Origin of the sequence: Mesorhizobium sp. 131-3-5 (assembly GCF_016756575.1) — a bacterium.
Lineage (GTDB): Bacteria > Pseudomonadota > Alphaproteobacteria > Rhizobiales > Rhizobiaceae > Mesorhizobium > Mesorhizobium jarvisii.
Genome location: NZ_AP023254.1, coordinates 449,659 through 475,439, shown reverse-complemented (window position 1 = coordinate 475,439; position 25,781 = coordinate 449,659). Strand labels below are relative to the sequence as shown.

The window sequence follows — 25,781 nt, the reverse complement described above, 5'->3', positions numbered from 1 at the left end:
GCGGGGGAGATGTCCGGCAGGACAGAGGGGGGTGACTGGGCTCGACCTTTGCAGTCGGCGTGTCCAGCATGACCGATTACACAAAACTCATCGACGCAGAGACCTGGGCCTTCATCGAGCGGACCAATTCCTATTATCCGCCCGATACGATCGACTACACGATCGCGCAGCAGCGCGAGATCTATGACCGTATGTGCCGGGAATTCTTTGCTGGCTATCCCCAGGGCGTGACGGTCGAAACCTCGGCCATTGCAACACCAACGCACAATATCCCGATCCGCACCTACCGAAGCGCCCCGCAACCGGCGGCGACAGTGCTCTACATCCATGGCGGCGGCTTCATCCTTGGCGGGCTGGACAGCCATGACGACGTCTGCGCCGAGCTCTGCGCCCGCACTGGCTACGAAATTGTCTCCGTCGATTACCGGCTGGCGCCGGAGCATCTGCATCCGGCCGCCTTTGAGGACGCCATGAGCGCTTTCGCATGGGCTGCCTCCACCCACGACCGACCCATCCTGCTTTGCGGCGACAGCGCCGGCGGCAATCTCTGCGCCGCCACTGCGCACGCAACGCGCGGCCCTGCGAAACGGCCGGCGGGCCAGCTGCTGATCTATCCCGGCCTCGGCGGCGACCGCTCGAAGGGTTCGTATGTGACACATGCCGAAGCGCCGATGCTGACCATGCGCGATCTCGAATTCTACAAGCATATCCGCACCGGCGGGCAGGATCGCAGCGGCGATGCCGCGCTGGCGCCGCTTGCCGACACCGACTTCGCCAAGCTGCCGCCGACAGTGCTGGTCACCGCTGAGTGCGACCCGCTGTCTTCGGACGGCGAGGCCTATCGTGACCGCATCGTCGCGGCAGGCGGGCGGGCCACCTGGTTCGAGGAACCGGGTCTGGTGCACGGCTATCTCAGGGCCCGGCACACGGTCGGGCGCGCCCGCGAAAGTTTCACGCGGATCGTCGACGCGGTCGCCGCCCTTGGACGAGGCGCCTGGCTCTGGTAAGCGGTTTCCCGTCTCACCACGGGCCATGGTAACGTCGTTTCACGCCACCGAGCGTCCCGCCGCTCGGCCGGCGCTGCGGCCGGAGAAGATGCAGCCGCCAAGGAACGTGCCTTCCAGTGCGGCATAGCCGTGCACGCCGCCGCCGCCGAAGCCGGCCGCTTCGCCCACCGCATAGAGCCCGGGTACTGGTTGGCCATCGGCGCCCAGCATGCGGCTGTCGAGATCGGTCTGCAGGCCGCCCAGCGTCTTGCGGGTCAGGATGTTGAGACGCACCGCGATCAGCGGGCCGTTTGCCGGATCGAGCATCTTGTGCGGCTTGGCCGTACGGATGAGCTTGTCGCCGAGATAGGCGCGGGCGCCGCGCAGCGCGGTGATCTGCATGTCCTTGGAGAACGGATTGTCGAGTTGGCGATCGCGGGCTCGGATCTCGCGTTCCACCTGGGCGACGTCGAGCAGCGGCTCGCCGCCGGCCAGCGCGTTCATGCGCGTCACCAGCTTCGAAAGGTCGGCCTCGACGATGAAATCCTCGCCCTTCTCCATGAACGCTTTCACCGGACCCGGAATGCCCGACGTCGCGCGGCCGAGCACCTGGCGCCAGCTCTTGCCGGTGAGGTCGGGATTTTGCTCGGAGCCCGACAGCGCGAACTCCTTCTGGATGATCTTTTTGGTCAGGATAAACCAGGAATAGTCGAAGCCGGTGCTCATGATGTGGCTGAGCGTGCCCAGCGTGTCGAAACCGGGATAGAGCGGCACCGGCAGGCGCTTGCCGCGCGCGTCGAGCCAGAGCGAGGACGGGCCGGGCAGGATGCGGATCGCATGGTCGGTCCAGATCGGCGCCCAGTTTCTTATGCCCTCGACATAGTGCCACATGCGGTCGCGGTTGATGATCATGCCGCCGGCCGCTTCGGTGATCGCCAGCATGCGGCCGTCGACATGGTCAGGCACGCCGGTGATCATGCGCTTGGGCGCCGTTCCCAGCCGCTTCGGCCAGTTTTCCCGCACCAGCTGGTGGTTGGCGCCGATGCCGCCGGAGGCGACGACCACCGCTTGCGCGTGAAGCTCGAAATCGCCCGATATGTCGCGCGAGCTCTTGTGGCCGCGCTCGACGGTGCTGGGTTCCAGGATGTCGCCGCGCACACCGGTCACGACAGCGCCAGTGCGCGTCAGTTCGTTGACCCGGTGGCGGAACTTGAAGCTGACCAATCCGCGCTTCTGCGCCTCGCGCACGCGCTGGACAAAGGGCTCGAGAACACCGGGGCCGGTGCCCCAGGTGATGTGGAAGCGCGGTACTGAATTGCCGTGGCCGATGGCATTGCCGCCGCCGCGCTCGGCCCAGCCGACGACGGGAAAGAATTTCAGGCCGCGCTGCAGCAGCCAGGAGCGTTTCTCGCCGGCGGCGAAACAGACATAGGCTTCCGCCCATTTGCGCGGCCAGAAATCCTCCGGCCGGTCGAAAGCGGCGGTGCCCATCCAGTCCTCGAGCGCCAGATCATGCGAATCGCGGATGCGCATGCGCCGCTGCTCGGGCGAATCGACGAGGAAGAGCCCGCCGAACGACCAGAACGCCTGGCCGCCCAGCGACTGCTCCGGCTCCTGGTCGACGATGATGATCTTCTTGCCGGCCTCGGCAAGCTCGGCGGCGGCAACCAGCCCGGCAAGGCCGGCGCCGACAATGATCACGTCCGCATCGTCAGCCATCTTTCCTCCCAGAATTAGCCGGCTAGCGCAATTCCAGGAAAAGTGTGAGGCGGTTTTCCATCCAGAATTGCGTCAAAGTAAATGTCAGACGGCCTCCCAGCCGTCCTTGCCGCCGGCGCGGAAGATAGCGTCGATGACCTTCTGGTTGAGCACGGATTCCTCCAGCGTGAAGACACGCTCCTTGCCGCCCTGTGCGGCACGCGCGAAAGTCTCGACCTCCAGCCGGTACTGCTGCGTGCCGGGAAAGCGGAACACTTGCGCTTCGGTGTGGTTCTGGTTGTGCAACTCGACACGATGGTGGTCGTAGAGCCCGGCATTGAAGGGCGAAAAGACCTCGATGAAGCCCTTCTCGCCGTGGAACACCATCACCTGGCGCGCCGCCATCTGCGTCGACAGATAGAAGGACAGTTCGAAATCGCCGAAATCGGCGCGGATCGACGAGTAGATGTCGGTGCCGAATTTCTTGTCGCGCTCGATCGTCGCCTGCACCCGGCTAGGCTCCTTGCCGGTCGAAAACCGCGTCGACACGGTCGGGTAGACGCCGATGTCGGGCAATGCGCCGCCGCCGAGGTCGAGCTGGTTGCGCATGTTGTTGGGGTCGACATTGTAATAGGAGAACGCGCCCTGCACATGGCGCAGCCGGCCGATGGCGCCGCCGGCGATGAGGTCGCGCACCTTGATCCATTGCGGGTGGTAGATGACCATGAAGGCTTCGCAGACCAGCACCTTCTTGGCATCGCGCAGCTTGATCAGCGGCGGGATGTCCTTGGCGTCCAGCGCCAGAGGCTTCTCGACCAGCACATGTTTTCCCGCCTCGATGGCCTTGGCCGTCCATTCGACATGCTGCGAGGTCGGCAGCGGGATATAGACGCCGTCAATATCCTTGGAGGCCAGCAGTTCCTCGTACGATCCGAACGCATGGCGCGCGCCGAAGCGCTCGGCCAGGGCCGTGGCTTTCGACAGGTCGCGGCTGGCAATCGCCGACAGCACGCCATTCTCCGCCTCGACGATTGCCGGCAACAACTGCTCGCGGCCGATCTTGGCCGTCGACAACACACCCCATCGGAACATCACGCTTCTCCATGTCGGTTACATCAGGCGAGGTTTGCCCGAAATCGACGGAAAAGCCAATGACCGAGGCTGACCCCTGGCTCAGCCCCGCTTCCCCGTCAGCGTCATGTCGAAGTCGACGACGTTGGAATAGAGCGGCGTGCCGACATCCATGCCGTAGCGCGACCGCAGCACCTTGCCGGTGACATGGAATTTGATCGTGCCGCCCTTCAACCCATTGAGCTCGGCGGTGAATTTTTCCGCAAACGTCTTGCCGCGCGCCGTCAGCCTGCCGGTGACAAGGGCGGACGTGTCGCCGGTGCGGGTCACGCTGGTCGAGCGGAACTGGATTTCCGGGCTGTTGGCCGCATCGAACACCGCGTCGGAGCGCAGGAAGGCATCGATGCGGCTCTGGCCGGTGCCGACGCTTTCCGGATAGATGGTAAGGTCGACCTTCGAGCGCCCGACATCGCCATTGTCGATGCGGATCGTGCCCTTGAAGTGGGCGAAGGCGCCGTCGAAGCCGCCGCCGCCGGCCTTGCCTATGGTGAAACGGATGCTGGAGCCTGCCGGGCTGATCGTGTAGCTGCCGGCGGCGTCGCTCAATGCCACCGCCGCGGCTGCGGGCACGGCAAGGCATGCGGCAAAAGCCGCGAATCCAAGGATGCGCGCATGCATGGGATTGTTCCTTTCCTGGAGGCAACGCTTGTTCGCGTCCTCACCTCACAAACGCGCGTGCCGCCCGCTCTATTCCCCACCTGACGAAGGTGTGATCATACGCGTGAGCACGCTGTCGCGCAGCAGGAAGTGATGGCGCAGGGCGGCTGCGACATGCAGCGCGACGAGCGCGATGCCGACATAGGCGAGATACCAGTGCGCGGCCGCCCAGAAGCTTTCGGCGGCATCGGATTCGGCGAGCGGCAGGTTGGGCATCACGAACAGGTTGAACGGCATGGTCGGAATTTCCAGCGTCGAAACCGAAACCAGCGCCCAGCCGGACAAGGGCAAGGCGATCTGGAAGGCATAGAGCGCCAGATGCGCGAGCGGCGCCGTACGCCGTTCGAGCGCGCCGACCGAAGCCGGCAGAGGCGGCATCGCATTGCCAAGCCGCCAGGCGATGCGCAGGATAATGAGGCCAAGCAGCAGAAAGCCCAGCGATTTGTGCAACTGGATCAGCTCGAAAGCGGTGCGCTGGCTGGTCAGCCGCACCATGATGAAGCCGAGGGCGAACTGGCCGATGAAGATGATGCCGATCAGCCAGTGAAGAAGGATCGTCGCCCAGCCGTAGCGGGTCGCGGTGTTGGTGATCGACTGCATTGTGTGTGAACGACGCTGGACAGAACTTTCTTCCAACGCCCCTCACCCTCCCTACAAGGTGGAAGGGTAAGCTAACCGCTCACCTTGAAGAAATCCACAAATGCCCTGAGCGCCGGGCGCATCTGCCGGCGGCTGGGGTAATAGACAAAGAACCCGTCGAAGGGTGGGCACCAGTCCTCCAGCACGCGGATCAGCCTTCCGTCGGCGAGCGGGGCATGCACATAAGGCTCAAAGACGAAGGCGAGCCCGGCGCCGTCGATCGCGGCTTGCGCGATCAGATGGTCCTCGTCGAGGATCAGCGGCCCCTGCGCGGCGATCTCCATCTCCTCGCCGTCCTTTTCGAATTCCCAGCGGTAGAGAATGCCGCTGGAGAAGCGGAAGCGGATGCAGCGATGAACGGCAAGGTCGCGCGGATGATGCGGCCTCGGCATGGCCGCGAAATAGGATGGCGCGCCGACCACCGCGCCGCGCATGTCCGGCCCGATGCGCACCGCGATCATGTCGCGCTGCAGGCTCTCGCCGAGCCGCACGCCGGCGTCGAAACCACCTTCCACCACATCGGTGAAACGATCCTCGATGAGGATCTCCAGCACGATATCGGGATAGGCCGCGGCAAAGGCGCCGAGCCGTGGCGTCAGCACCAGATGCGCCGCCGTGCGCGGCACGCTGAGCCGCAGATTCCCGGCCGGCCGGTCGCGCGCCTCGAGTGCCGTCTCCAGCGCCAGGTCGATTTCGGAAAGGGCAGGACGTAACCGCTCCAGCAATTGCGCACCCTCTTCCGTCGGCGCGACGCTGCGGGTGCTGCGCGCCAGGAGCCGCACGCCGAGCCGTGCCTCCAGACTGGACACGGCATGGCTGACCGCTGACGGTGCGATGGCCAATTCCCTGGCCGCGCCGCGAAAGCTGCCACATTGGGCGACGGTCGCAAGCACGGCCAGTTGGGAGAGATGCGCTCGGTTCATTGATCTATTTCTTGGAACAGCCCGTGCAAATGAGAGACGATTATCGAACACAAAGCAAGGCGCTATCTCCTCACGCATGTCGCCCAAAAGTGCGCAGCGGTTTTGGGACAACGACATGCACAAAACAAAACTTAAAGCGCGTTGTCGACGCGCTTTAAGCATCACAACAAGGAGACGCGTGATGCAAACCCGCAAGCTGGGAACTGAATTGAACGTTTATCTCGTCGGCCTCGGCTGCATGGGCATGAGCTTTGCCTATGGCGGTCAGCCGGAGGGCGAGGCGATCGCCACGCTGCACCGCGCCGTCGAGATCGGCGTCAACTTCTTCGACACGGCGGAAGTCTATGGCCCCTACGAGAACGAGATCCTGCTCGGCAAGGCACTGAAGTCGGTTCGCGACAAGGTGACTATCGCCACCAAGTTCGGCTTCAAGATTCTGGAGGAAGGCACCGGCCTCGACCGCATGGCCGGCGTCGACGGCCGCCCCGAGCACGTCAAGGCGGTGGCCGAGGCCTCGCTGAAGCGGTTGGGTACCGATGTCATCGACCTCTATTACCAGCACCGTGTCGACCCCAACGTGCCGATCGAGGATACGGTCGGTGCCATGGCCGAGCTGGTGCGCGAGGGCAAGGTGCGCGCGCTCGGCCTGTCGGAGGCAAGTGCGGCGACCATCCGCCGTGCGCATGCCGTGCATCCCATCGCGGCCGTACAGAGCGAATATTCGCTGTGGACCCGTGACCCGGAAGAAGAGGTGTTCGCCGTCTGCCGCGAACTCGGCATCGGCTTCGTTCCCTACAGCCCGCTCGGCCGTGGCCTTTTGACCGGCACCATCGCCAGGCCGGAAACGCTAGACGATGGCGACTGGCGCCGGACCTTGCCGCGCTTCCAGGCCGAGGCCATGGAAGCCAATGCCAAGGTTATCGCCACGCTGGAAAAAATGGCGGCGGAAAAGGGCGTAACCTCGGCGCAGCTGGCGCTCGCCTGGGTGCTGCACCAGGGCGATTTCATCGTGCCGATCCCGGGTGCACGGAAAATCCGCCATCTGGAGCAGAACACTGCGGCGGCGGAGATCGAACTGAGTGCAGCCGAGGTCGCGGCGATCGGCGATGCGCTGTCGCCGGACAAGGTGGTCGGCAAGCGCTACACGGAGGAGTTGCTGGCGCTTGTGAATGGGTGAGCAGCGGTCAGCGGAAGAAGGGGCGCTTCGGCGCCTCTTTTTGCAGCGTTGAGAATGGGAGCCGTCGGCGGGACAGCGCCCCCCTCTGTCCTGCCTCCGCGTCCTACCACGGCACCACCTCAATCTCCGGCCAGCACTCCCGCGCCCGCTTGCCCTTCGCCTCATGCGTGCGCCGGTTATCCATCACTCGGTTTGGCGTGATGCGGAACGAAAAGACATCGTCGAGCCCGAATGGCGCCACCAGATCGAGCTGCCCGTGGGCATCGAACCGCACCCCGACCGCATGCGTCTTCGAGGCGAAATGGCTGATGGGTTCGCGGGAACTCGTATAGCGCGGGCAGGGCTGCCCGAATTTCTGCGGATACCAAAGATGCACCCGCGCCTGGTTGCGCACCTCGACCGGCAGCGCCAGCTCTTCGAAATGCCGCGCTGCCTGGCGGATGACATCGTCCTCGGCCTCATAGGACAGGTCGCTGTCGTCGAAATAGAACAGGTCGACATCCTTGATGCCGTAACCTGATGGCTTGCCCGTCAAATGGTTCCAGACGCTGTTGTAAAGTGCGCCGGAGACGACCAGCCAGTCCGGCAGCTCAAGCGTGCGGGCACGTACCAGTGCTTCACGGACGAGCGAGTCCCCCGACACGATCTCGAGAAACGCCCCTCGCTGTGCTTCGAACGGCAGCCCGGAATAGCGCAGATGGTCCATCGCCCTTTGGAGGACGATTCGCCATCTGCCTGCAAGGCGTAGTTCCGGCGCAATTCCTGTAGGAAAACCGCTAGGCACTTTTCCCGAAATTGCTTCAGCCGCGCAGCACGCCGCCCGTCTGTTTGCCGACATTCTCGACGATGCGCTTGGCCAGCGCCTCGAAATCCTCGTCGGTCAGCGTCTTCTCGACCGGCTGGATCGACACTTCGATGGCGATCGATTTCTTGTCAGCGCCGAGCGACGCGCCTTCGAAAATGTCGAAGACCGAGACGGCTGTGATCAGCTTCTTGTCGGCGGCAAGTGCGGCGCGCATCAGCGTACCGGCCTCGATCGCTTTGTCGACGACGAAGGCGAAGTCGCGCTTCACCGCCTGGAAGGCCGAGAGCTCCAGCTTCGGCTTGGTCTTCGTCGGCTTGGCCTTCGGCTCCGGCACGGCGTCGACGAACACTTCGAAGCCGCAGAGTGGGCCGGAAACATCGAGCCCTTCCATCGTCTTGGGATGGAATTCGCCGAACGTGCCGAGCACGGTCTTCGGCCCGAGCTTGATCGTGCCGGACCGGCCGGGATGGTACCAGGCCGGACCGCCCGCCTCGATCTGCAGCCGTTCGACGGGCGCGCCGCAGGCCTCGAGCGCCGCAATCGCATCGGCCTTGGCATCGAACACGCCGACCGGACCGGAATTGCCGGCCCAGCTGCGGCCGGAGCCGTCGAGTTTGGCCGTGCCGCGGCGCACGCCGGCGGCCACGCGCCGCTGCTGGTCGGCGCCGTCGCCCTCATAGGTGCCCGAGACCTCGAACAGCGCGACGTCGCCAATGCCCTTGTCGGCATTGCGCTGCGCGGCGGCGATCAGCCCCGGCAGCAGCGACGGCCGCATGTCGGACATGTCGGCGGCGATCGGGTTCGCAAGCTTCAGCGCCGTCTGGCCGCCGCCGAACAACTCGGCATGCTTGGCCGGAATGAACGACCATGTGACGGCTTCCATCATGCCGCGCACGGCAAGCGCGCGCTTGGCTGTGCGGGTGCGGATCTGCAGCGTGGTCAGGATCTTCGAATTGACTGCGTCATGAGCGCCGAGCGGCTGCGGGGCGATGTTGTCGACGCCGTGGATGCGCATCACTTCCTCGACCAGATCGGCCTTGCCATCGACATCGGGACGCCAGGACGGCACCGCCACATCGACGACATCGCCCGAACCCTGCGGCTTGAAGCCGAGTCGTGACAGGATGTCGAGGCTTTCCGCCTTGGGCACCTCGATGCCGGTCAGCCGCGTCACTTCCGACAGCGGAAGGGAGACGATCTTGGGCTTGTGGCCGGCATAGCCGACGACCTCGGTCTCGGCCGGCTCACCGCCGCAGAGATCGAGCACCAGCCTCGTCGCCAGCTCGACGCCGGGGACCATGAATTCAGGGTCGACGCCGCGCTCGAAACGGTAGCGCGCATCGGTGATGATGCCGAGCGTGCGGCCGGTGCGGGCGGTGGTGATCGGATCCCAAAGCGCGGATTCGATGAGCACGTCGGTCGTGTACTCGTCGCAGCCGGAATGCTCGCCGCCCATCACGCCGGCGATCGATTCGACGCCGTTGTTGTCCGCGATGGCGCACATGTCTGATGTCAGCGTGTATTCGCGACCGTCGAGCGCCATCACCTTCTCGCCGTCCCTGGCGCGGCGCACGACAAGGTTGCCGGCGACCTTCATGGCGTCGAACACATGCAGCGGCCGGCCGCGATCGAAGGTGACATAGTTGGTGATGTCGACCAGTGCACTGATTGGCCTGAGGCCAATGGCGATCAGCCTCTGCTGCAGCCATTTCGGTGACGGGCCGTTCTTGACGCCCTTCACCAACCGTAAGGCGAAGCCCGGGCAAAGCTCCGGCGCTTCGATCACCACCTTGACCGGCGTCTCGCCCTTCCCGGCAATCTTTTCGACTGCACCACTTTTCAGTGTGCCGAGCCCGCTTGCCGCCAGATCCCTGGCAATGCCGTAGACACTGGTGGCATCCGGCCGGTTCGGCGTCAGATTAATCTCGATGACCGGATCGTCGAGATGGGCGTAGGACGCAAAGCTGGTGCCGACCGGCGCGTCGGCCGGCAGGTCGATGATGCCATTGTGCTCGTCGGACAGTTCCAGCTCGCGCTCCGAACACATCATGCCGTGGCTTTCGACGCCCCGGATCTTTCCGACTGTCAGCGTCACGTCGATGCCGGGCACATAGGTGCCGGGCGCTGCGAAAGCGCCGATCAGGCCGGCGCGAGCATTCGGCGCGCCGCAGACAACCTGGACGGGGGGCTTGCCGTCGCCGGTGTCTACGGTCAGCACGCGCAGCCGGTCGGCATCGGGGTGCTGCACCGCCGTCAGCACCTTGGCGATGACGAAGGGTTTCAGGCTCGACTTGTCGTCGACATGCTCAACTTCGAGGCCGATCGACGTCAGCCGCTCGACGATCTCGTCGAGCGAGGCATCGGTCTCGAGGTGATCCTTGAGCCAGGAGAGGGTGAATTTCATGGGGCTGTTCCGTCTGGTCTTTTGACGCTTGATTTCAGATGTCTCGGCAGATCGTCGGACATATGCAGGAAAGGAAGCTGCTCGCTGACATAGGCATGCAGCGTCGGCTTGAGGTCGGCCGGCGCGTCCATGGCGCCGAGCATGAAGTAGATGTCGTCTTCCAGCCGCTCGTCGACATAGGCGATGGGCGAGCCGCAGACGCCGCAAAACGAGCGCGTCACCGGGCCGTTCTCGTACATCTTCAGCGCCTTGCCGGTGAACGCCACCTTGCCGGCCAAAAAGCCGACAAAGGCCGAGACCGGCGCGCCGCTGGCCCGCCGGCAATCGCCGCAATGGCAATAGCTGACGTGATGCGGCTCGGCCGAAGCCTCGAACCGCACGGCGCCGCAGCGGCAGCCGCCGATGTGGAGCGCTGTCATGCGCTCAAGCCGCCGAACAGCGTCGGCATATCGAGCGGCCGGAAACCGTAATGCGACAGCCAGCGGACATCCGCGTCGAAGAAGGCGCGCAGATCCGGCATGCCGTATTTGAGCATGGCGATACGATCGATGCCCATGCCCCAGGCAAAACCCTGATATTCGTCCGGATCGAGCCCGCCGGCGCGCAGCACATTGGGATGCACCATGCCGCAGCCGAGAATCTCCATCCAGTCGGAGCCTTCGCCGAAACGCACTTCGCCGGGCCGCGAGCGGTCGCACTGGATGTCGACCTCGAGGCTTGGCTCGGTGAACGGGAAGAAGGACGGCCGGAAGCGCATCTTGACCGAGGGCACCTCGAAGAACGCCTTGCAGAACTCTTCCAGCACCCACTTCATGTTGGCGACGTTGGCCGTCTTGTCGATCACCAGTCCCTCGACCTGATGGAACATCGGCGAGTGCGTGGCGTCGGAATCCTGCCGGTACGTCTTGCCCGGAATGACGATGCGGATCGGCGGCTTCTGCTTCTCCATGGTGCGGATCTGCACGGGCGAGGTGTGCGTGCGCAACAGCTTGCGCTCGCCCTTTTCGTCCGGCTGGAAGAAGAAGGTGTCGTGCATCTCGCGCGCCGGATGTCCCTCAGGGAAGTTCAGCGCGGTGAAATTGTAATAGTCGGTCTCGATGTCTGGACCTTCTGCGATGGCGAAGCCGAGATCGCCGAAGATCGCCGCGATCTCGTCGATGACCTGGCTGATCGGATGGATGCGGCCGCGCTCGGCCGGCGACTGCCGCACCGGCAGCGTCACGTCGACCTTCTCGGCGGCCAGACGCGCTGCGATCGCCACGTCTTTCAATTCGGCCTTGCGGGCCGTCAGCGCCTCGGTGACGCGGTTCTTGAGGCCGTTGATGACGGGCCCCTTGAGCTGGCGCTCCTCGGCGGTCATGGCGCCAAGCGTTTTCAGCATCTCGGACACGGTGCCCTTCTTGCCGAAGGCGGCGATGCGCACGGCCTCGATGGCCGGCTCGTCAGCGGCCGATGCGATATCGGCCAGCAGTGAATCTTCCAGGGCTTCAAGATTTCCAGCGGTGGCGTTCACAGTGAAGCTCTCTCGATAGGGCGACCGACACCACTTTGGTTCGTCGTCACCATTTTGGTTGCATCAGGGTCAAAAAAGAACCCGCGCCAGCCGTGCCAGCGCGGGTTCCCCAAATCAGAATTGCGAATGCTTGGGAAGCGCTGGTCTTAGGCGACAGCGCTTTCAAAAGCGTTCGGCGTGGTGTTCTTCAGATATTCGAGCGCGACCTTGGCCTTGGCCACGAGCGCGGCGAAAGCCTGCGGCTCATGGATGGCCATGTCGGACAGGATCTTGCGATCGATCTCGATTCCGGCCTTGTTCAAGCCATCGATGAAGCGGCCATAGGTCAGGCCATGCTCGTGGGTCGCGGCATTGATGCGCTGGATCCACAGCGCGCGGAACGAGCGCTTGCGGTTCTTGCGGTCGCGGTAGGCGTACTGCAGCGACTTTTCCACCGCCTGCTTGGCGATGCGGATGGTGTTCTTGCGACGGCCGTAGAAGCCCTTGGCGGCTTTCAGGACCTTCTTGTGCTTGGCGTGCGAGGTGACGCCTCTCTTTACGCGTGCCATGTCATGATCTCCTTAAAAGCAATTCCAGGTGCCTGCGGCTTTCCGTTCGGAATTGCGTAAAACTACTGCGTGTCCGGACCGAATGCCTTAGAGGCCGTTCGGCAGAAAATTCTTGATGACCTTCTTGCCATCCGGTTCAGCCAGAACCATCGTGCCGCGGGCATTTCGAATGAACTTGTTGGAACGCTTGATCATGCCGTGACGCTTGCCGGCCGCAGCCGACAGGACTTTACCCGTACCTGTGATCTTGAACCGCTTCTTGGCGGCCGACTTGGTCTTCATCTTGGGCATTTTGCTACTCCGTATTGTTGGCGCACTATCGCGCTTCTTGTTCGCTCCGGGCCGACCAAAGCCCGAAAAGCAAATGAAACCGCCACGGCATGCCCTGCCGGGCGGTTTTCTTGAACGGCGGTCCTATACGTCAAAGACGGCCTGTGCGCAACACCTGAAGCCGTGCGACGCTGTGTCCCCGCTCAGGGCAGCGTGAACCACACAGGCAGCATGCCCGACTGCTGCGCGCCGTCGATCAGTTCGAAGGCCGGCAGGGCGATCAGGAACACCAGGCCGTCGAGCAGCGTGGTCAACAGCAGGCGTGGCTTGAAGCTGCCGGTGTCGCCCTCCTGGTAGAGGGAAAGCTTCGGGAAGAAACGCGGCACCTTGTCCAGATAGGCCTGATAGGGCGCACCGAGCGCTTCCCTAAGGAATTTCTCCTCGCGCAGGATGACGATGTGGAAGGCGCCGGCGCACAGCAGTGCGAACAGGATGATGCCCGAGAACGAGCCGATTTGTGCGCCGACCCCGGCCGCGGCCACCGTCGAGAACACGTAGAGCGGGTTGCGGGTGATCGAGTAGGGCCCGCCCGTCACCACCTCGGAGGATTTGCGCCCGCCTATATAGAGCGTCGCCCAAAGGCGGCCGACGATGCCGAGGAAAATCAGGAGCACGCCGAACATCTCGATTGTTTCATGCACCGGCGTGTCGGGCGGGAAGGTCGATTGACCGAACAGCAGCGCCAGAAACAGCACCACCACGAGCACGGCAAGCACCAGCCGACGCATCTGCTGGTAATTGCCCAGCCCGTATTTGAGTTCGTTGTCCAAGGGGATATCCGATCGTCGAGGAGCTATTGCATGTCGCCCAAAAGTGGCCCCGGTTTTGGGAGGACGACATGCATAAATACAAAGCCGGCGATCGCAGCTTTAGCCGAGAAACAGGCGTCCCGCCGATCGCCGGGACGCTCTGCAAGACAATTCAGGCGGATTTGGAGCGCTGGTCACGCCTGACTTTATCGTGATCTCAGGTGTTGATATTCAGCACACCTTAGCGTGGCGCCAGAACCATCATCATCTGGCGGCCTTCGAGCTTCGGCTCCGCCTCGACCTTGGCGATGGTCGCCACTTCCTCGCGCACCTTGTTCAGAAGCTGCATGCCGAGCTCCATATGCGCCATCTCGCGGCCGCGGAAGCGCAGCGTCAGCTTGACCTTGTCGCCCTCCTCGAAGAAGCGGCGAACCGCCTTCATCTTGGTCTCGTAGTCATGGCTGTCGATGTTCGGGCGCATCTTGATCTCCTTGATCTCGATGACCTTCTGATTCTTGCGCGCCTCGGCCGCCTTCTTCTGGTTGGCGTATTTCAACTTGCCGAGATCGAGGATCTTTACGACGGGCGGCACCGCATTGGGCGATATCTCAACGAGATCGAGCCCCGCCTCTTCGGCGAGCAGCAATGCGTCGTTGATGGAAACATCGCCGCGGTTCTGGCCTTCGGCGTCGATAAGCTGGACCCGGGGAACCCGGATGTCACGGTTGGAGCGCGGCCCATCCTTGGTCGGCGCCGCTGCTTTGAAAGGTCTGCGAATGGTCGTGGTCTCCTTGGCCGTTTCGTTCAGGATTTGTCAGTCTTGATGCGTGGACGCGCCAATGTGGTGAGCGCGCGGGCGGAGTCAATAGCACAGCATTGATAGAAAATCACCCTGATCACCGCCTGCACCAAACAAAGAAACGGCGCGAGCACTTTTCGCCACGCCCGTGGCTGTGCCACAAGAACCCCGAGCCAGAAGAGGGGCCTGAGGAAAAAGCCATGACCGTCACGCCCCCGAGCTTTCTCGATGTCGATGGATCGCGCATCGCGGTGCGCCATAATGCGGGTTCGACGCCCGGTATCGTCTGGCTCGGCGGCTACAAGTCGGACATGCTGGGCACGAAGGCGCAGACCCTGTCGGACTGGGCGGCGAAAGAGGGTCGCGCCTTCCTGCGCCATGACTATTCCGGCCACGGCGAATCCGGCGGCGCCTTTGCCGACGGCACGATTTCGACATGGCTTTCGCAGAGCCTTGCCGTGTTCCGGAAGTTTGCCAGGGGCAATCAGATCCTGGTCGGCTCGTCGATGGGCGCCTGGATCGCGCTGCGCATGGTGCAGGAATTGCGTAAGGCGGGCGACGCAAGCGTCGTCGGCCTGGTGCTGCTGGCACCGGCGCCGGATTTTACCTCCGAGCTGGTCGAGCCCGTGCTGACCAAAGCGCAGAAGCGCGCCCTCGCTGAGAAGGGATTCTTCGCCGAGCCGTCGGACTATTCCACGGAGCCTTACATCTATACCCGCGCTTTGATCGAGGACGGGCGCGCCAACCGGGTGATGACTGGGCCGATCGACACGCATTGCCCGGTGCACATCCTGCAGGGGCTGGCCGATCCGGACGTACCGTCGAGCCACGCTCTGAAGCTGGTCAGCCTGCTGCCGGCCGATGATGTCACGCTGTCGCTGATTCCCGACGGCGATCACCGCCTGTCGCGGCCGCAGGACCTCGACATGCTGGTGCGCGCGGTCGGCGACATGGCCGGGCGGGGCAAGTGACGATGCGCCTTTCCATTCCGATCTCGGCCTTCGTCGCGGCAATCGTCGGCTTTGGCGGTACGCTGGCCATCGTCATTGCCGCCGCCCACGCGGTCGGCGCCACGCAAATTCAGACGGCGAGTTGGGTGACGGCCATTTGCCTGGCCATGGCGATCGAGAGCCTGTGGCTGTCCTGGCGCACGAAAATGCCTGTCATTACCGCATGGTCGACGCCAGGCCTGGCGCTGATGGCGGCGTCGACGGGCTTTTCGATCGGCGAGGCCGTCGCCGCCTTCATCGCCACCGCCATCCTGTTGATCGCCACCGGCCTGTTCCGGCCGTTGACGCAATTGATCTCCAGGATACCGCCCTCCGTCGCTTCAGGCATGCTCGCCGGCATCGTCGTCACCTTCGCCCTCAATGCGGTCAAGACCGTTCCCGTCGACCCCTGGCTGATCCTGCCGCTGATCGCGGCCTTCTTCTTGATCCGCGTGTTCCACCCGGCGCTGTCGGTGCTGTCGGTGCTGGTCGGCGGCGGTCTCGCCGCATTTCTCACCGGCCGTGTCGGCGGCCTGCCGACACCCGAACTGTCGACGCTGACGCTGATTTCACCTGATTTCACCGCCAAGGCGATGATCGGCCTGGCGCTGCCGCTCTATCTCGTCACCATGGCCTCGCAGAACCTGTCGGGGCTGGCCGTGCTGCGCGCCGCCGGCTACCACCCGGAGCCCGGCCCGTTGATCGGCGTCACCGGCCTGTTTTCCCTGTTGTCGGCGCCATTCGGTGGCTCGACGACGAATCTGGCGGCGATTTCGGCGGCGATCTGCACCGGGCCGGACGTACATCCCGACCCCGCCGAGCGCTGGAAGACCGGCCCGTTTTATGCGGTCGCCTATCTCATCTTCGCGATTTTCGGCGCCTCGCTGGTAGCGATCTTCGCCGTCCTGCCGCAGAGCCTGATCGTGCTGGTGGCGGGCCTGGCGCTGATGGCCTCGCTGGCCAACGCGCTGGCGATCGCGCTGAAGGACGAAGGCGATCGCATGGCCGCCACCGTCACCTTTGTCGTCACCGCTTCGGGGCTGACCCTGTTCGGTGTTGGCGCGGCATTCTGGGGGCTGATCGCCGGGCTGGTCGTGCTTTTCCTCGACAGGCTCAAAAAGCGATAATCATTTCAGACCCTTGTCCGGTTTTGGCGGACATTGTCTTGAATCGCCGTTTTTGCCTTCCCATTTCGATTCCACGCAGCCGGTCTTGGCTGTCTCCAACCGAAGGAATGGGAGAAAATGAACACATCTGCATTGATCCGCCCGGCCTGGACGCCGGCAACCATCGCGTTGATGGTGATCGGCTTCATGGTGTTCTGGCCGCTCGGCTTCGCCATGCTTGCCTACATCATCTGGGGCGACCGGCTCGACGGCTTCAAGCGTGACGTCAACCGTGCGACGGACGGCATCTTCGCCGGCTGCCGCCGCGGTTCCGACAAGGCCGCGCGCTGGGGCAATGGCTCCGCCCGCACCGGCAACGTCGCTTTCGACGACTGGCGCGAAAAGGAGCTTGAGCGCCTCGCCGAGGAGCGCCGCAAGCTCGACGACATGCTGACCGAGTTCGACGACTATGCCCGCGAACTGCGTCGCGCCAAGGATCAGGACGAGTTCGATCGCTTCATGGCGAAGCGCAACAAGTCGACCGCGCCGGCGAAGACCGATCCGAGCACCGGCACGACCCCGACCAAGCGCGGCAAGGGCTCGAACCTGCTTGACGACTGAGGCTTTGCGACGAGCCAAGGTACGATGACGGCGTCGCGCGAGCGGCGCCGTTTCTTTTTTGTTCTAGTCGTTTTTCTCGAATCGCGTATCGTCCCGCCATGACCATCGGATTCTTCCGCAATCTGACGAAGCCCAAGGCCACGCCAGTCGTGGAGCGGGAATATTGCGTCGCCGGTCGCACGCTGCCGCTCAAGATCGTCGAGAGCGCCCGGGCACGGCGCCTGACGCTGCGCATCGATTCCGGCGGCCAGGGCCTGCGCATCACCGTGCCGCCCGGCCTGCGGCGTGGCGAGGTGGACAGGTTCCTCGACCGCCATCAGGATTGGCTGGAGCAGCGCCTGGCCAAGGTGCCGACGCGCCCGCAAGTGCGGCCGGGCATCAAGATCCCGATCCGGGGCGTGGCGCACCGCATCGTCCATGAACCGTCGAAGCGCGGCACCGTGACGGTATCGCGTGACGAGCGCGGCCCGCTGCTGATCGTGCATGGCGACCGTGTGCACCTGCCGCGCCGCATCGCCGACTTCCTGAAGCGCGAGGCCAAGAAGGAGATCGAGAAGCTGGTGGTCAAACACACCGAGGCGCTCGGCAAGCGCGCCAAGGCGATCCGCTACAAGGACACCTCCAGCCGCTGGGGCTCCTGCACCTCGGAAGGCAATCTCTCCTTCTCCTGGCGCATCATGATGGCGCCGCAGCCTGTGATAAACTACCTCGTGGCGCACGAGGTCGCGCATCTCAAGGAGATGAACCATGGCCCGAAATTCTGGAAATTGTGCGAAAAACTCTGCCCCGACACCGACCGCTGCAAGGACTGGCTGAAGCGCAACGGCGGTGCGCTGCAGGCGATCGTGTTCGAGTAGTCAGTCGTCATTCGCGGCGTTGAGTTCCTCCGGCCGCAGCCCCTCATCGCCATGATGCGGCCACGGTAGGAAATTCCGGTCGAATTCATCGCTGCCGAAATAGTCGAGCGCGCGATGCGCCTCGGCGCCGTTGAAGGCGGCCTTGTCCATCAGATGGGCGATGACTTCGCGCGCCTGCGCGATCTTCTGCTTCAGTTCGGCAACCGTTCTGTCGGCCATGATCGTTCTCCCGCCCGGCATGCTGATAATCCCGTCCATCAATAGGTAGCGCCTTTGGCCTTGCCGGCAAACAGTATGCTTTTTCTCGACTCTGGCTCGATTTCATGCCAATTCCCGCGCCATGGCGCTCGACATCAAAATCTGCGGCTTGAAGACCGACCAGGCAATGGCCGCGGCCCTCGCCGGCGGTGCCAGCCATGTCGGCTTTATTTTCTTCGCGAAAAGCCCTCGCTATGTCGAGCCGGCTGAAGCCGGCCGCCTGCGCGAAGCCGCGCGCGGCAAGGCCTTGGCGGTTGCTGTCGCGGTCGACGCCAGCGACGCCTTCCTGGACGCAATCGTCACGGCCATGCAGCCCGACATGTTGCAGTTGCACGGCTCCGAACACCCCGAACGGGTGGCTGAACTGAAAGCTCGCTATGGCTTGCCGGTGATGAAGGCGTTGCCACTCAGCGAGGCGGCCGATCTCGACCGGATCAAGCCATTCATCGGCGTCGCCGACCGCTTCCTGTTCGACGCCAAGCCGCCAAAGGGCTCCGAGTTGCCGGGCGGCAATGGCGTGGCCTTCGACTGGCGCATCCTCGCCGGCCTTGACGCCGGCGTCGATTACATGCTTTCCGGTGGGCTCAACGCCGCCAACATCGGCGATGCCCTTCGGCTTGCGAACCCGCCCGGAATAGACATTTCCTCAGGCGTCGAAAGCGCGCCGGGCGTCAAGGACCCGGCGTTGATCGAACAGTTTTTCCGGGCCGTCAGGGCAGCGCGCGACAACCGCGCCGCCTGACCGGCTCAAACCTGAGCATGCCCCGGAAAAGTGGTAACCGGTTTTCCGACAAGGACATGCTCCCACATCGAGACCAGGAGATCGGCGATGGACCAGCCGGCGACACCCAATTCCTTCCGCACCGGACCCGACGAGCAGGGCATGTTCGGCATTTTCGGCGGCCGCTTCGTCGCCGAAACGCTGATGCCGCTGATCCTCGACCTGGAGAGGCACTGGAACGAGGTCAAGAACGATCCGGATTTCAGGGCTGAGCTCACCGATCTTTCGACCCACTATGCCGGGCGCCCGTCGAAGCTCTATTTCGCCGAGGGTCTTACGAAGCATCTCGGCGGCGCAAAAGTCTATTTCAAGCGCGAGGACCTGAACCACACCGGGTCGCACAAGATCAACAACTGCCTCGGCCAGATCCTGCTGGCCAAGCGCATGGGCAAGAAGCGCATCATCGCCGAGACCGGTGCCGGCCAGCATGGCGTGGCGTCCGCCACCGTCGCCGCCCGCTTCGGCTATCCCTGCGTCGTCTATATGGGCGCCACCGACGTCGCCCGGCAGAGCCCGAACGTGTTCCGCATGAAGCTGCTCGGCGCCGAAGTGCGGCCGGTCACCGCCGGCCACGGCACGCTGAAGGATGCCATGAACGAAGCCCTTCGTGATTGGGTCACCAATGTCGACGACACCTATTACCTGATCGGCACCGCCGCCGGCCCGCATCCCTATCCGGAACTGGTGCGCGACTTCCAGTCGGTAATCGGCACTGAGGCGCGCGCGCAGATCCTCGAACAGGAAGGCCGGCTGCCCGACACCATCATCGCCGCTGTCGGCGGCGGCTCGAATGCCATCGGCCTGTTCCATCCCTTCCTCGACGACAAGGATGTGCGCATCATCGGCATCGAAGCAGGCGGACGTGGTCTCGACGGCATCGAGCATTGCGCCTCGATGAATGCCGGTTCGCCCGGCGTGCTGCATGGCAACCGCACCTATCTCCTGCAGAACGCCGACGGCCAGATCATGGACGGCCATTCGATCTCGGCCGGTCTCGACTATCCCGGCGTCGGCCCGGAACATTCCTGGCTGCGCGATACCGGCCGCGTCGAATATGTGCCGATCCTCGACGACGAGGCGCTGGAAGCCTTCAAGCTGACGACGCGCGTCGAAGGCATCATCCCGGCGCTGGAATCGGCGCACGCCATCGCGCACGCGGTGAAGATCGTGCCTGCCATGGACAAGGACCAGATCGTCATCGTCAACCTGTCTGGCCGTGGCGACAAGGACGTGCACACGGTGGCCTCCATGCTGGGCATGGAGATCTAGGCCCTTTGAACAGTTTCGACTTGGGAGTTGATTATGAGCAAAATTCGTCCAAAGGGCCACACATGACGACCCGCATCGACCGCCGCATGGCGAAGCTCAAGACCGAAGGCCGCCCGGCACTCGTCACCTATTTCATGGGCGGCGACCCCGACTACGACACCTCGCTGTCGATCATGAAGGCGCTGCCCGGCGCCGGCTCCGACATCATCGAGCTCGGCATGCCGTTTTCCGATCCGATGGCCGACGGTCCGGCGATCCAGGCGGCGGGCCTGCGGGCGCTGAAAGGCGGCCAGACGCTGGTCAAGACGCTGAAGATGGCGTCCGAGTTCCGCGCCGGCGACAATGAAACGCCGATCGTGCTGATGGGCTACTACAACCCGATCTACATCTATGGCGTCGATCGCTTCCTGAAAGACGCGCTGGCCAGCGGCATCGACGGGCTGATCGTCGTCGACCTGCCGCCGGAAATGGACGAGGAACTCTGCATTCCGGCGCTGAAGGCCGGCATCAACTTCATCCGCCTGGCGACGCCGACCACCGACGACAAGCGCCTGCCGAAAGTGCTGCAGAACACCTCCGGCTTCGTCTACTACGTCTCGATGACCGGCATCACCGGTTCGGCGCTGGCCGACACCGGCAAGGTGGCCGCCGCCGTCACGCGCATCAAGGGCCACACAGACCTGCCGGTCTGCGTCGGCTTCGGCGTCAAGACCGCCGAACAGGCGCGTGTCATCGGCGCCAATGCCGATGGCGTCGTCGTTGGCACGGCGATCGTCAATGCGGTCGCCAATGTGCTGGGGCCGAAGGGCGAAAAGACCGCCGACCCCGCCGAGGCTGTCGCCACGCTGGTCAGCGGCCTGGCGCAAGGCGTGCGTTCGGCCCGCCTTGCTGCTGCCGAATAGTTTTCCTACGTCGTTAGCCAACTCTTCGTCAGGACAGGAGCCGAAGCGATGAACTGGATCACCAATTACGTTCGCCCGAAGATCAATTCGATGCTCGGCCGGCGCACCGACATGCCCGAGAATCTCTGGATCAAGGATCCCGAGACCGGCGAAATGGTGTTCCACAAGGATCTGGAATCCAATCAGTTCGTCATCCCGTCTTCCGGCCACCACATGAAGATCTCGGCCAAGGAGCGGCTGAAATACTTCCTCGATGACGGCAGGTACGAGCAGCTCGAAAACCCCAAGGTTGTGCTGGATCCGCTGAAGTTCCGCGACGAGAAGCGCTACACCGACCGGCTGAAGGACGCCAAGGCCAAGACCGGGCTGGAAGACGCCATCGTCAACGCGCTGGGCACCATCGAGGGCCTGCCGGTGGTGGTGACGGTGCAGGATTTCGCCTTCATGGGCGGCTCGCTCGGCATGGCGGCGGGCGACGCCATCGTGCACGCTTTCGAAGTTGCGCTGCAGCGCAAGCGGCCGCTGATCCTGTTCGCCGCTTCTGGCGGCGCCCGCATGCAGGAAGGTATTTTGTCCCTTATGCAATTGCCGCGCACCACGGTCGGCGTCGACAGGCTGAAGGAAGCCGGCCTTCCCTATATCGTCGTGCTGACCAACCCGACCACCGGCGGCGTCACCGCCTCCTATGCCATGCTGGGCGACGTGCATATCGCCGAACCGGGCGCGCTGATTGGCTTTGCCGGGCCGCGCGTCATTGAACAGACCATCCGGGAGAAACTGCCGGACGGCTTCCAGCGCTCCGAATATCTGATGGAGCACGGCATGGTCGACATGGTGGTGTCGCGGCTGGAGATGCGCCAAACGATAGCGCGGCTGTTGAAGATGCTGCTCAAGATGCCAGGCGAGCAGAAGCCGCTGGAGCCGGAAATCCTGCCGCCCGCGGTGGTTGCCGCCGAAGCCAGGCCGCAGGCCTGACACGACACTGTGCATGTCGCCCAAAAGTGACCTCGGTTTTGGGAAACGACATGCATAACGCGGCTTTGGCCGCCGCGAACAGCGATTGCGCCATGTCCATGGCGCGCTGTAGCCTTTTGATTGCCATGGCCATTCCGGGATTGATTCTGGTGCTTGGGCCATGCGCCGGGATTTTGTCATGACAACGCTTGCCGCCGACCGCGAAATCGAAGCCCTGATGGCGCTTCACCCGAAAGGCTTCGACCTTTCGCTCGACCGCATCACGCGGCTCTTGGAGCGGCTTGGCAGTCCGCAGGATCTGCTGCCGCCGGTCATCCACATCGCCGGCACCAACGGCAAGGGTTCCTGCGCCGCCTTTTCTCGCGCGCTGCTTGAAGCCGCCGGCCACCTTGTCCATGTCCACACTTCGCCGCATCTGGTGAACTGGGCCGAGCGCTACCGGCTGGCCGCCGAAGGCGGCGGCAAACTCGTCGACGATGAGACCTTCGCCGAGGCCATTGCCCGCGTCGCCAAGGCCAATGACGGCCAGAAGATCACCGTCTTCGAGATCCTCACCGCCGTCACCTTCATCCTGTTTTCCGAACATCCGGCCGAAGCCGCCATCATCGAGGTCGGCCTCGGTGGCCGCTTCGACGCCACCAATGTTGTCGCCCGGCCCGCCGTGACGGTGATCATGCCGGTGTCGATGGACCATGAAGCCTATCTCGGCGACCGGGTCGAACTGATCGCTGCCGAAAAGGCCGGCATCATGAAGCGCGGCTGCCCGGTGGTGATCGGCGCGCAGGAAAGCGAGACGGCGCTGCAGGTGCTGATCGAGACCGCCGAGCGGCTGGAGTGCCCGACCTTCGTCTATGGCCAGGATTTCCTCGCCTTCGAGGAAAACGGCCGCATGGTCTACCAGGACGAGGACGGCCTGATGGACCTTCCGCCGCCGCGCCTGCCCGGGCGCCACCAGTTCGCCAATGCGGCCGCCGCGATCGCCGCGGTCAAGGCGGCGGGCTTCGAGATCAGCCACCGCGCCGCCGAGAAGGCGATGACCCATGTCGTCTGGCCCGGCCGGATGCAGAAGCTGATGCAAGGCCGGCTGACGGAGCTGGCGCCGAAGGGCACCGACATCTGGCTCGACGGCGGCCACAATCCGGGCGCCGGCGTGGTCGTCGCCGAGGCGCTGGCCGAACAGGAAGAGAAGAACCCGCGGCCGCTGTTCCTCATTTCGGGCATGATCAACACCAAGGACCAGAGCGGCTATTTCCGCGCCTTCAAGGGCCTCGTCCGGCATGTCTACACCGTGCCGGTGAGCCTGAGCGATGCCGGCGTGCCGAACGATGAGCTGGCGATCCGGGCCACGGAAGCCGGGCTGACGGCCGAGCCGGTGAGTTCCGTCGCCAACGCGCTGATGCTGCTGCGCGACACCTGGGACGGCCCGGCGCCGCGCATCCTGATCGGCGGATCACTCTATCTGGCCGGCTCGGTGCTCGCCGAGAATGGCACGCCGCCAACCTGAGAGCCTGGCTTGCACAAGGAGCCCGTGATGATCAAGGTGAAGCAGCTCGCCCATGTCTGCATTTTCGCGCATGATCTGGAAGCGACGCGCAGTTTCTACCGCGACGTGCTCGGCATGGACACAAGGTTCAATTTCCTGCGCGACGGCAAGATTTTCGGCTTCTATCTCGATTGCGGCGGCGGCAGCCACGTCGAGGTGTTCCAGAAGGAAGCCACCACCTATAGCGAACTCAACCAGATCAACCATTTCTGCCTTGAGGTCGAAAACATCGACGCGGCGATCGCCCACATCAAGTCGAAGGGCGTCGACGTCACGGCCAAGAAGCATGCCTGCGACGACACCTTTCAGGCCTGGATACGCGATCCCAACGGCGTGAAGATCGAGCTGTTCGAATACACCGCCAAAAGCGCGCAGTTCGTCGGCGGCGACCGTATCGCCGACTGGTGACTAGACATGCTTCAGAAATTCCATGGTGAGATCAGGTCCAGGCTGGTGGTGCAGAAGTCGTTGAGATTTCGGGTTGCCAGCCGGCCTCCATTCACGCGCGCTATCGCCGCGATCATGCCATCGGGAGCCGACATGCCGCGACCTTGGCGTGTCGCGGCCCCCATGATCTCGCCGTAAGCCAAGGCAGCCTCTTCCGTCAGTCCAAAAATCCGGTCGGCAAATCGATGCCGCCATCGGGAAAGTCCCTGTTCCAGCCGATCCGCACGCTCGTCAGGTCGTATCTTTTGAATACCGAAGGCGACTTCAGCAATCGTCACCGTGGGAAGCGCCAGTTCGGCGTCATTGCGCACAAGCCACGCCAGCACGGCTGGATCCGGCGTCTTCTTCAGAGACTCCGAAATCACGTTGGTATCGACGAAAATCAAAGCTCAATTCCTGAATGAACCTCACGACCTTGGCGAATAACGTTCTCCAGATCGATGTCGACGCCACTGCTTGCGGTCAGGCTGGCATAGAAAATGGAAGCAGGTTCGCGGCCAGCCTCTCGAATCTCGTAGGATTCAAGCGCGCGTTCGACCACGTCGGCTATCGAGCGGTTCTCGCGACGAGCAAGCCTATGAGCCAGGTCACGTGCTTTCGCGCTGCGGACCGAGAGCTGTGGTTCGGCCATTTAAGACTCCCTTTGGAAAAGGGAATATAAGCCTACGCGTCTCTGCCATCAAGATGGCACTTGATGGCGTGCCATCTCATGCGCGATGAGCCTGCTTACTTCAACTCGATCTCGATAAAAGCATATTCGCCGTCATTGGCGCTGATGACGTCGTGTTCCACACCCTCCTTGCGGAAATAGGGCGCGCCTTTCTTCATCTCGGCGAAGGTCTCGCCGTCTTTGGTCACCAACTTCAGCTTGCCGTCCATCAGCGGCACCACGACATAGTCGTGGCCATGGCGATGCCAGCCGGTATTGTCGCCGGGCTGGAAGCGGTACTCGGTGACGATGACGCGCTCATTGTCGATGAAGACGGTGGCCTTGGCGGATCCGGTCATGTCGCTCTCCCTGTTTCTGGTTCCCAGCAGAAGACATGGCGTGCCCTGATGTGAGGGCCAGAGCCGCCCAGCGCATGACCCAGAGGATAATGAGCCATCCAACTGCTACAGCGTCCTCTGCGCATCCAAGGATGCGCGGCGCTGTAGGTGACGCCAACAAAAAGCCCGGCGCGATGGCCGGGCTCTTGATATCGGGAATTTCAAAGCAATTCCAAGAAAAGTGTGAAGCGGTTTTCTGTCCGGAATTGCGTCTAAACAGAGAGGATCAGAGGCTGCCATTGATCCAGTGCGACAGCGCGGTCTTGGGCGCTGCACCAACCTTCATGTCGGCCACTTCACCGCCCTTGAAGATCATCAGCGTCGGGATCGAGCGCACGCCAAATTGGGCGGCAAGCTCGGGATTCTCGTCGATGTTGAGCTTGGCGATCTTGATCTTGGCTCCGAGTTCAGTGGCGATGTCTTCGAGCGACGGCGCGATCTGCTTGCAGGGGCCGCACCATTCCGCCCAGAAATCGACCACAACCGGTACGTTGGCGTTGAGCACGTCAGCCTGGAAATTGTTCTTGTCGACCTTGACGGTGGCACCCATGCGGAAAATTCCTTTCGAGAGTTCTTTGTCGCACCAAATGTGGTGGTTATCTGGCCCTTCTTCAAGCAGGTCTTGTG

Annotated in this window: 31 protein-coding genes; 13 read left to right on the top strand and 18 right to left on the bottom strand. The window is 63.4% G+C overall.

Going from position 1 to position 25,781, the window contains the following annotated elements; genetic code table 11:
- The first annotated feature begins 68 nt into the window (after positions 1-68).
- Positions 69-1,007: an alpha/beta hydrolase gene (locus JG747_RS02165; protein ID WP_202361061.1), complete on the top strand. Its 939-nt coding sequence runs from the start codon at positions 69-71 to the stop codon at positions 1,005-1,007.
- Between the two features lie 39 nt (positions 1,008-1,046).
- On the opposite strand, the gene JG747_RS02160 is transcribed toward JG747_RS02165, so the two are convergent.
- The 5 genes from JG747_RS02160 to JG747_RS02140 form a co-directional block, all read right to left on the bottom strand.
- On the bottom strand, positions 1,047-2,705 hold the full coding sequence (locus JG747_RS02160; RefSeq protein WP_202361060.1) for an FAD-binding dehydrogenase: 1,659 nt from the start codon (positions 2,703-2,705) through the stop codon (positions 1,047-1,049).
- A gap of 84 nt (positions 2,706-2,789) precedes the next feature.
- Positions 2,790-3,776 carry a Gfo/Idh/MocA family protein gene (locus JG747_RS02155; protein ID WP_038651473.1) on the bottom strand — a complete coding sequence of 329 codons (987 nt, stop codon included), beginning with the start codon at positions 3,774-3,776 and terminating at the stop codon, positions 2,790-2,792.
- A gap of 81 nt (positions 3,777-3,857) precedes the next feature.
- Positions 3,858-4,433, bottom strand: a complete 576-nt coding sequence (locus tag JG747_RS02150) for a YceI family protein (RefSeq protein WP_019862651.1) — start codon at positions 4,431-4,433, stop codon at positions 3,858-3,860.
- Between the two features lie 69 nt (positions 4,434-4,502).
- Positions 4,503-5,072: a cytochrome b gene (locus JG747_RS02145; protein ID WP_202361059.1), complete on the bottom strand. Its 570-nt coding sequence runs from the start codon at positions 5,070-5,072 to the stop codon at positions 4,503-4,505.
- Between the two features lie 71 nt (positions 5,073-5,143).
- Positions 5,144-6,034 (bottom strand): LysR family transcriptional regulator, encoded by an 891-nt coding sequence (locus JG747_RS02140; protein ID WP_019862653.1) that lies wholly within the window; start codon positions 6,032-6,034, stop codon positions 5,144-5,146.
- 181 nt (positions 6,035-6,215) lie between these two features.
- On the opposite strand from JG747_RS02140, the gene JG747_RS02135 reads away from it, so the two are divergent.
- Positions 6,216-7,211 (top strand): aldo/keto reductase, encoded by a 996-nt coding sequence (locus JG747_RS02135; RefSeq protein WP_202361058.1) that lies wholly within the window; start codon positions 6,216-6,218, stop codon positions 7,209-7,211.
- Positions 7,212-7,314: 103 nt separating this feature from the next.
- On the opposite strand, the gene JG747_RS02130 is transcribed toward JG747_RS02135, so the two are convergent.
- From JG747_RS02130 to JG747_RS02100, 7 genes are all read right to left on the bottom strand, one after another.
- On the bottom strand, positions 7,315-7,917 hold the full coding sequence (locus JG747_RS02130; protein ID WP_038651482.1) for a nucleotidyltransferase family protein: 603 nt from the start codon (positions 7,915-7,917) through the stop codon (positions 7,315-7,317).
- Between the two features lie 94 nt (positions 7,918-8,011).
- A complete protein-coding gene (gene pheT, locus JG747_RS02125; protein ID WP_069090774.1) occupies positions 8,012-10,420 on the bottom strand; it encodes a phenylalanine--tRNA ligase subunit beta in 2,409 nt (802 codons plus the stop codon).
- The gene (locus tag JG747_RS02120; protein WP_069090775.1) at positions 10,417-10,839 is read right to left on the bottom strand and encodes a GFA family protein; all 423 of its coding nucleotides are present in this window, start codon (positions 10,837-10,839) and stop codon (positions 10,417-10,419) included. Before JG747_RS02120 ends, pheT begins: the two co-directional genes overlap by 4 nt.
- Entirely contained in the window at positions 10,836-11,933 is a 1,098-nt protein-coding gene (gene pheS, locus JG747_RS02115) for a phenylalanine--tRNA ligase subunit alpha (RefSeq protein ID WP_019862658.1), read from the bottom strand. The genes JG747_RS02120 and pheS overlap by 4 nt, the downstream gene beginning before the upstream one ends.
- Positions 11,934-12,079: 146 nt before the next feature.
- Positions 12,080-12,481, bottom strand: coding sequence for a 50S ribosomal protein L20 (gene rplT, locus JG747_RS02110; RefSeq protein ID WP_006201247.1), 402 nt, complete (start codon positions 12,479-12,481; stop codon positions 12,080-12,082).
- An 87-nt stretch (positions 12,482-12,568) separates the two neighbouring features.
- Positions 12,569-12,772, bottom strand: a complete 204-nt coding sequence (gene rpmI / locus JG747_RS02105; protein ID WP_006201248.1) for a 50S ribosomal protein L35 — start codon at positions 12,770-12,772, stop codon at positions 12,569-12,571.
- A 182-nt stretch (positions 12,773-12,954) separates the two neighbouring features.
- Complete coding sequence (locus tag JG747_RS02100) at positions 12,955-13,581, bottom strand: methyltransferase family protein (protein WP_019862659.1); 627 nt, start codon at positions 13,579-13,581, stop codon at positions 12,955-12,957.
- A gap of 68 nt (positions 13,582-13,649) precedes the next feature.
- Here JG747_RS02100 and JG747_RS37495 point away from each other — a divergent pair, with 68 nt between their 5' ends.
- Positions 13,650-13,775 (top strand): hypothetical protein, encoded by a 126-nt coding sequence (locus JG747_RS37495; protein WP_274609686.1) that lies wholly within the window; start codon positions 13,650-13,652, stop codon positions 13,773-13,775.
- Positions 13,776-13,801: 26 nt separating this feature from the next.
- Here JG747_RS37495 and infC read toward each other — a convergent pair whose 3' ends face one another.
- Positions 13,802-14,338: a translation initiation factor IF-3 gene (infC, locus tag JG747_RS02095; protein ID WP_010912915.1), complete on the bottom strand. Its 537-nt coding sequence runs from the start codon at positions 14,336-14,338 to the stop codon at positions 13,802-13,804.
- A gap of 221 nt (positions 14,339-14,559) precedes the next feature.
- On the opposite strand from infC, the gene JG747_RS02090 reads away from it, so the two are divergent.
- The 4 genes from JG747_RS02090 (at position 14,560) to JG747_RS02075 (ending at position 17,932) form a co-directional block, all read left to right on the top strand.
- Positions 14,560-15,330 (top strand): alpha/beta hydrolase, encoded by a 771-nt coding sequence (locus JG747_RS02090; RefSeq protein WP_069090776.1) that lies wholly within the window; start codon positions 14,560-14,562, stop codon positions 15,328-15,330.
- A 2-nt stretch (positions 15,331-15,332) separates the two neighbouring features.
- Positions 15,333-16,475 carry a benzoate/H(+) symporter BenE family transporter gene (locus JG747_RS02085; protein WP_081296163.1) on the top strand — a complete coding sequence of 381 codons (1,143 nt, stop codon included), beginning with the start codon at positions 15,333-15,335 and terminating at the stop codon, positions 16,473-16,475.
- Between the two features lie 117 nt (positions 16,476-16,592).
- Positions 16,593-17,075, top strand: a complete 483-nt coding sequence (locus JG747_RS02080) for a DUF2852 domain-containing protein (RefSeq protein ID WP_027047647.1) — start codon at positions 16,593-16,595, stop codon at positions 17,073-17,075.
- A gap of 98 nt (positions 17,076-17,173) precedes the next feature.
- On the top strand, positions 17,174-17,932 hold the full coding sequence (locus JG747_RS02075; protein ID WP_019862665.1) for a M48 family metallopeptidase: 759 nt from the start codon (positions 17,174-17,176) through the stop codon (positions 17,930-17,932).
- On the opposite strand, the gene JG747_RS02070 is transcribed toward JG747_RS02075, so the two are convergent.
- Entirely contained in the window at positions 17,933-18,151 is a 219-nt protein-coding gene (locus tag JG747_RS02070; RefSeq protein ID WP_027047648.1) for a hypothetical protein, read from the bottom strand.
- Between the two features lie 121 nt (positions 18,152-18,272).
- Here JG747_RS02070 and JG747_RS02065 point away from each other — a divergent pair, with 121 nt between their 5' ends.
- The 6 genes from JG747_RS02065 to JG747_RS02040 all read left to right on the top strand — a co-directional run bounded on the left by JG747_RS02065 (position 18,273) and on the right by JG747_RS02040 (position 24,068).
- Positions 18,273-18,932, top strand: coding sequence for a phosphoribosylanthranilate isomerase (locus JG747_RS02065; protein WP_019862667.1), 660 nt, complete (start codon positions 18,273-18,275; stop codon positions 18,930-18,932).
- Positions 18,933-19,019: 87 nt separating this feature from the next.
- The gene (trpB, locus tag JG747_RS02060) at positions 19,020-20,240 is read left to right on the top strand and encodes a tryptophan synthase subunit beta (RefSeq protein WP_202361057.1); all 1,221 of its coding nucleotides are present in this window, start codon (positions 19,020-19,022) and stop codon (positions 20,238-20,240) included.
- A gap of 62 nt (positions 20,241-20,302) precedes the next feature.
- Positions 20,303-21,142, top strand: a complete 840-nt coding sequence (gene trpA / locus JG747_RS02055; protein WP_019862669.1) for a tryptophan synthase subunit alpha — start codon at positions 20,303-20,305, stop codon at positions 21,140-21,142.
- Between the two features lie 48 nt (positions 21,143-21,190).
- On the top strand, positions 21,191-22,117 hold the full coding sequence (gene accD, locus JG747_RS02050; protein ID WP_010912925.1) for an acetyl-CoA carboxylase, carboxyltransferase subunit beta: 927 nt from the start codon (positions 21,191-21,193) through the stop codon (positions 22,115-22,117).
- Positions 22,118-22,295: 178 nt separating this feature from the next.
- The gene (locus JG747_RS02045) at positions 22,296-23,621 is read left to right on the top strand and encodes a bifunctional folylpolyglutamate synthase/dihydrofolate synthase (RefSeq protein ID WP_027047649.1); all 1,326 of its coding nucleotides are present in this window, start codon (positions 22,296-22,298) and stop codon (positions 23,619-23,621) included.
- Positions 23,622-23,648: 27 nt separating this feature from the next.
- A complete protein-coding gene (locus tag JG747_RS02040; protein WP_038651495.1) occupies positions 23,649-24,068 on the top strand; it encodes a VOC family protein in 420 nt (139 codons plus the stop codon).
- Positions 24,069-24,079: 11 nt separating this feature from the next.
- Here JG747_RS02040 and JG747_RS02035 read toward each other — a convergent pair whose 3' ends face one another.
- The 4 genes from JG747_RS02035 to trxA form a co-directional block, all read right to left on the bottom strand.
- Positions 24,080-24,493: a type II toxin-antitoxin system VapC family toxin gene (locus tag JG747_RS02035; protein WP_202361056.1), complete on the bottom strand. Its 414-nt coding sequence runs from the start codon at positions 24,491-24,493 to the stop codon at positions 24,080-24,082.
- The gene (locus JG747_RS02030; RefSeq protein WP_019862675.1) at positions 24,490-24,738 is read right to left on the bottom strand and encodes a type II toxin-antitoxin system VapB family antitoxin; all 249 of its coding nucleotides are present in this window, start codon (positions 24,736-24,738) and stop codon (positions 24,490-24,492) included. Before JG747_RS02030 ends, JG747_RS02035 begins: the two co-directional genes overlap by 4 nt.
- 95 nt (positions 24,739-24,833) lie before the next feature.
- The gene (locus JG747_RS02025; RefSeq protein WP_019862676.1) at positions 24,834-25,115 is read right to left on the bottom strand and encodes a cupin domain-containing protein; all 282 of its coding nucleotides are present in this window, start codon (positions 25,113-25,115) and stop codon (positions 24,834-24,836) included.
- 265 nt (positions 25,116-25,380) lie between these two features.
- The gene (gene trxA / locus JG747_RS02020; protein WP_010912931.1) at positions 25,381-25,704 is read right to left on the bottom strand and encodes a thioredoxin; all 324 of its coding nucleotides are present in this window, start codon (positions 25,702-25,704) and stop codon (positions 25,381-25,383) included.
- Between the last annotated feature and the right edge of the window lie 77 nt (positions 25,705-25,781).

What these genes read in the sequence shown, in the direction of transcription:
- rpmI (WP_006201248.1), bottom strand. Translation starts at nt 12,772, where the DNA reads ATGCCCAAGATGAAGACCAAGTCGGCCGCCAAGAAGCGGTTCAAGATC.
- accD (WP_010912925.1), top strand. Translation starts at nt 21,191, where the DNA reads ATGAACTGGATCACCAATTACGTTCGCCCGAAGATCAATTCGATGCTC.
- rplT (WP_006201247.1), bottom strand. Translation starts at nt 12,481, where the DNA reads ATGGCACGCGTAAAGAGAGGCGTCACCTCGCACGCCAAGCACAAGAAG.
- JG747_RS02130 (WP_038651482.1), bottom strand. Translation starts at nt 7,917, where the DNA reads ATGGACCATCTGCGCTATTCCGGGCTGCCGTTCGAAGCACAGCGAGGG.
- JG747_RS02045 (WP_027047649.1), top strand. Translation starts at nt 22,296, where the DNA reads ATGACAACGCTTGCCGCCGACCGCGAAATCGAAGCCCTGATGGCGCTT.
- JG747_RS02040 (WP_038651495.1), top strand. Translation starts at nt 23,649, where the DNA reads ATGATCAAGGTGAAGCAGCTCGCCCATGTCTGCATTTTCGCGCATGAT.
- JG747_RS02080 (WP_027047647.1), top strand. Translation starts at nt 16,593, where the DNA reads ATGAACACATCTGCATTGATCCGCCCGGCCTGGACGCCGGCAACCATC.
- JG747_RS02065 (WP_019862667.1), top strand. Translation starts at nt 18,273, where the DNA reads ATGGCGCTCGACATCAAAATCTGCGGCTTGAAGACCGACCAGGCAATG.
- JG747_RS37495 (WP_274609686.1), top strand. Translation starts at nt 13,650, where the DNA reads ATGCATAAATACAAAGCCGGCGATCGCAGCTTTAGCCGAGAAACAGGC.
- JG747_RS02165 (WP_202361061.1), top strand. Translation starts at nt 69, where the DNA reads ATGACCGATTACACAAAACTCATCGACGCAGAGACCTGGGCCTTCATC.
- JG747_RS02025 (WP_019862676.1), bottom strand. Translation starts at nt 25,115, where the DNA reads ATGACCGGATCCGCCAAGGCCACCGTCTTCATCGACAATGAGCGCGTC.
- JG747_RS02090 (WP_069090776.1), top strand. Translation starts at nt 14,560, where the DNA reads ATGACCGTCACGCCCCCGAGCTTTCTCGATGTCGATGGATCGCGCATC.
- pheT (WP_069090774.1), bottom strand. Translation starts at nt 10,420, where the DNA reads ATGAAATTCACCCTCTCCTGGCTCAAGGATCACCTCGAGACCGATGCC.
- JG747_RS02085 (WP_081296163.1), top strand. Translation starts at nt 15,333, where the DNA reads ATGCGCCTTTCCATTCCGATCTCGGCCTTCGTCGCGGCAATCGTCGGC.
- JG747_RS02155 (WP_038651473.1), bottom strand. Translation starts at nt 3,776, where the DNA reads ATGTTCCGATGGGGTGTGTTGTCGACGGCCAAGATCGGCCGCGAGCAG.
- trxA (WP_010912931.1), bottom strand. Translation starts at nt 25,704, where the DNA reads ATGGGTGCCACCGTCAAGGTCGACAAGAACAATTTCCAGGCTGACGTG.
- JG747_RS02145 (WP_202361059.1), bottom strand. Translation starts at nt 5,072, where the DNA reads ATGCAGTCGATCACCAACACCGCGACCCGCTACGGCTGGGCGACGATC.
- trpA (WP_019862669.1), top strand. Translation starts at nt 20,303, where the DNA reads ATGACGACCCGCATCGACCGCCGCATGGCGAAGCTCAAGACCGAAGGC.
- JG747_RS02160 (WP_202361060.1), bottom strand. Translation starts at nt 2,705, where the DNA reads ATGGCTGACGATGCGGACGTGATCATTGTCGGCGCCGGCCTTGCCGGG.
- JG747_RS02030 (WP_019862675.1), bottom strand. Translation starts at nt 24,738, where the DNA reads ATGGCCGAACCACAGCTCTCGGTCCGCAGCGCGAAAGCACGTGACCTG.
- JG747_RS02140 (WP_019862653.1), bottom strand. Translation starts at nt 6,034, where the DNA reads ATGAACCGAGCGCATCTCTCCCAACTGGCCGTGCTTGCGACCGTCGCC.
- trpB (WP_202361057.1), top strand. Translation starts at nt 19,020, where the DNA reads ATGGACCAGCCGGCGACACCCAATTCCTTCCGCACCGGACCCGACGAG.
- JG747_RS02070 (WP_027047648.1), bottom strand. Translation starts at nt 18,151, where the DNA reads ATGGCCGACAGAACGGTTGCCGAACTGAAGCAGAAGATCGCGCAGGCG.
- JG747_RS02150 (WP_019862651.1), bottom strand. Translation starts at nt 4,433, where the DNA reads ATGCATGCGCGCATCCTTGGATTCGCGGCTTTTGCCGCATGCCTTGCC.
- JG747_RS02135 (WP_202361058.1), top strand. Translation starts at nt 6,216, where the DNA reads ATGCAAACCCGCAAGCTGGGAACTGAATTGAACGTTTATCTCGTCGGC.
- JG747_RS02120 (WP_069090775.1), bottom strand. Translation starts at nt 10,839, where the DNA reads ATGACAGCGCTCCACATCGGCGGCTGCCGCTGCGGCGCCGTGCGGTTC.
- JG747_RS02075 (WP_019862665.1), top strand. Translation starts at nt 17,174, where the DNA reads ATGACCATCGGATTCTTCCGCAATCTGACGAAGCCCAAGGCCACGCCA.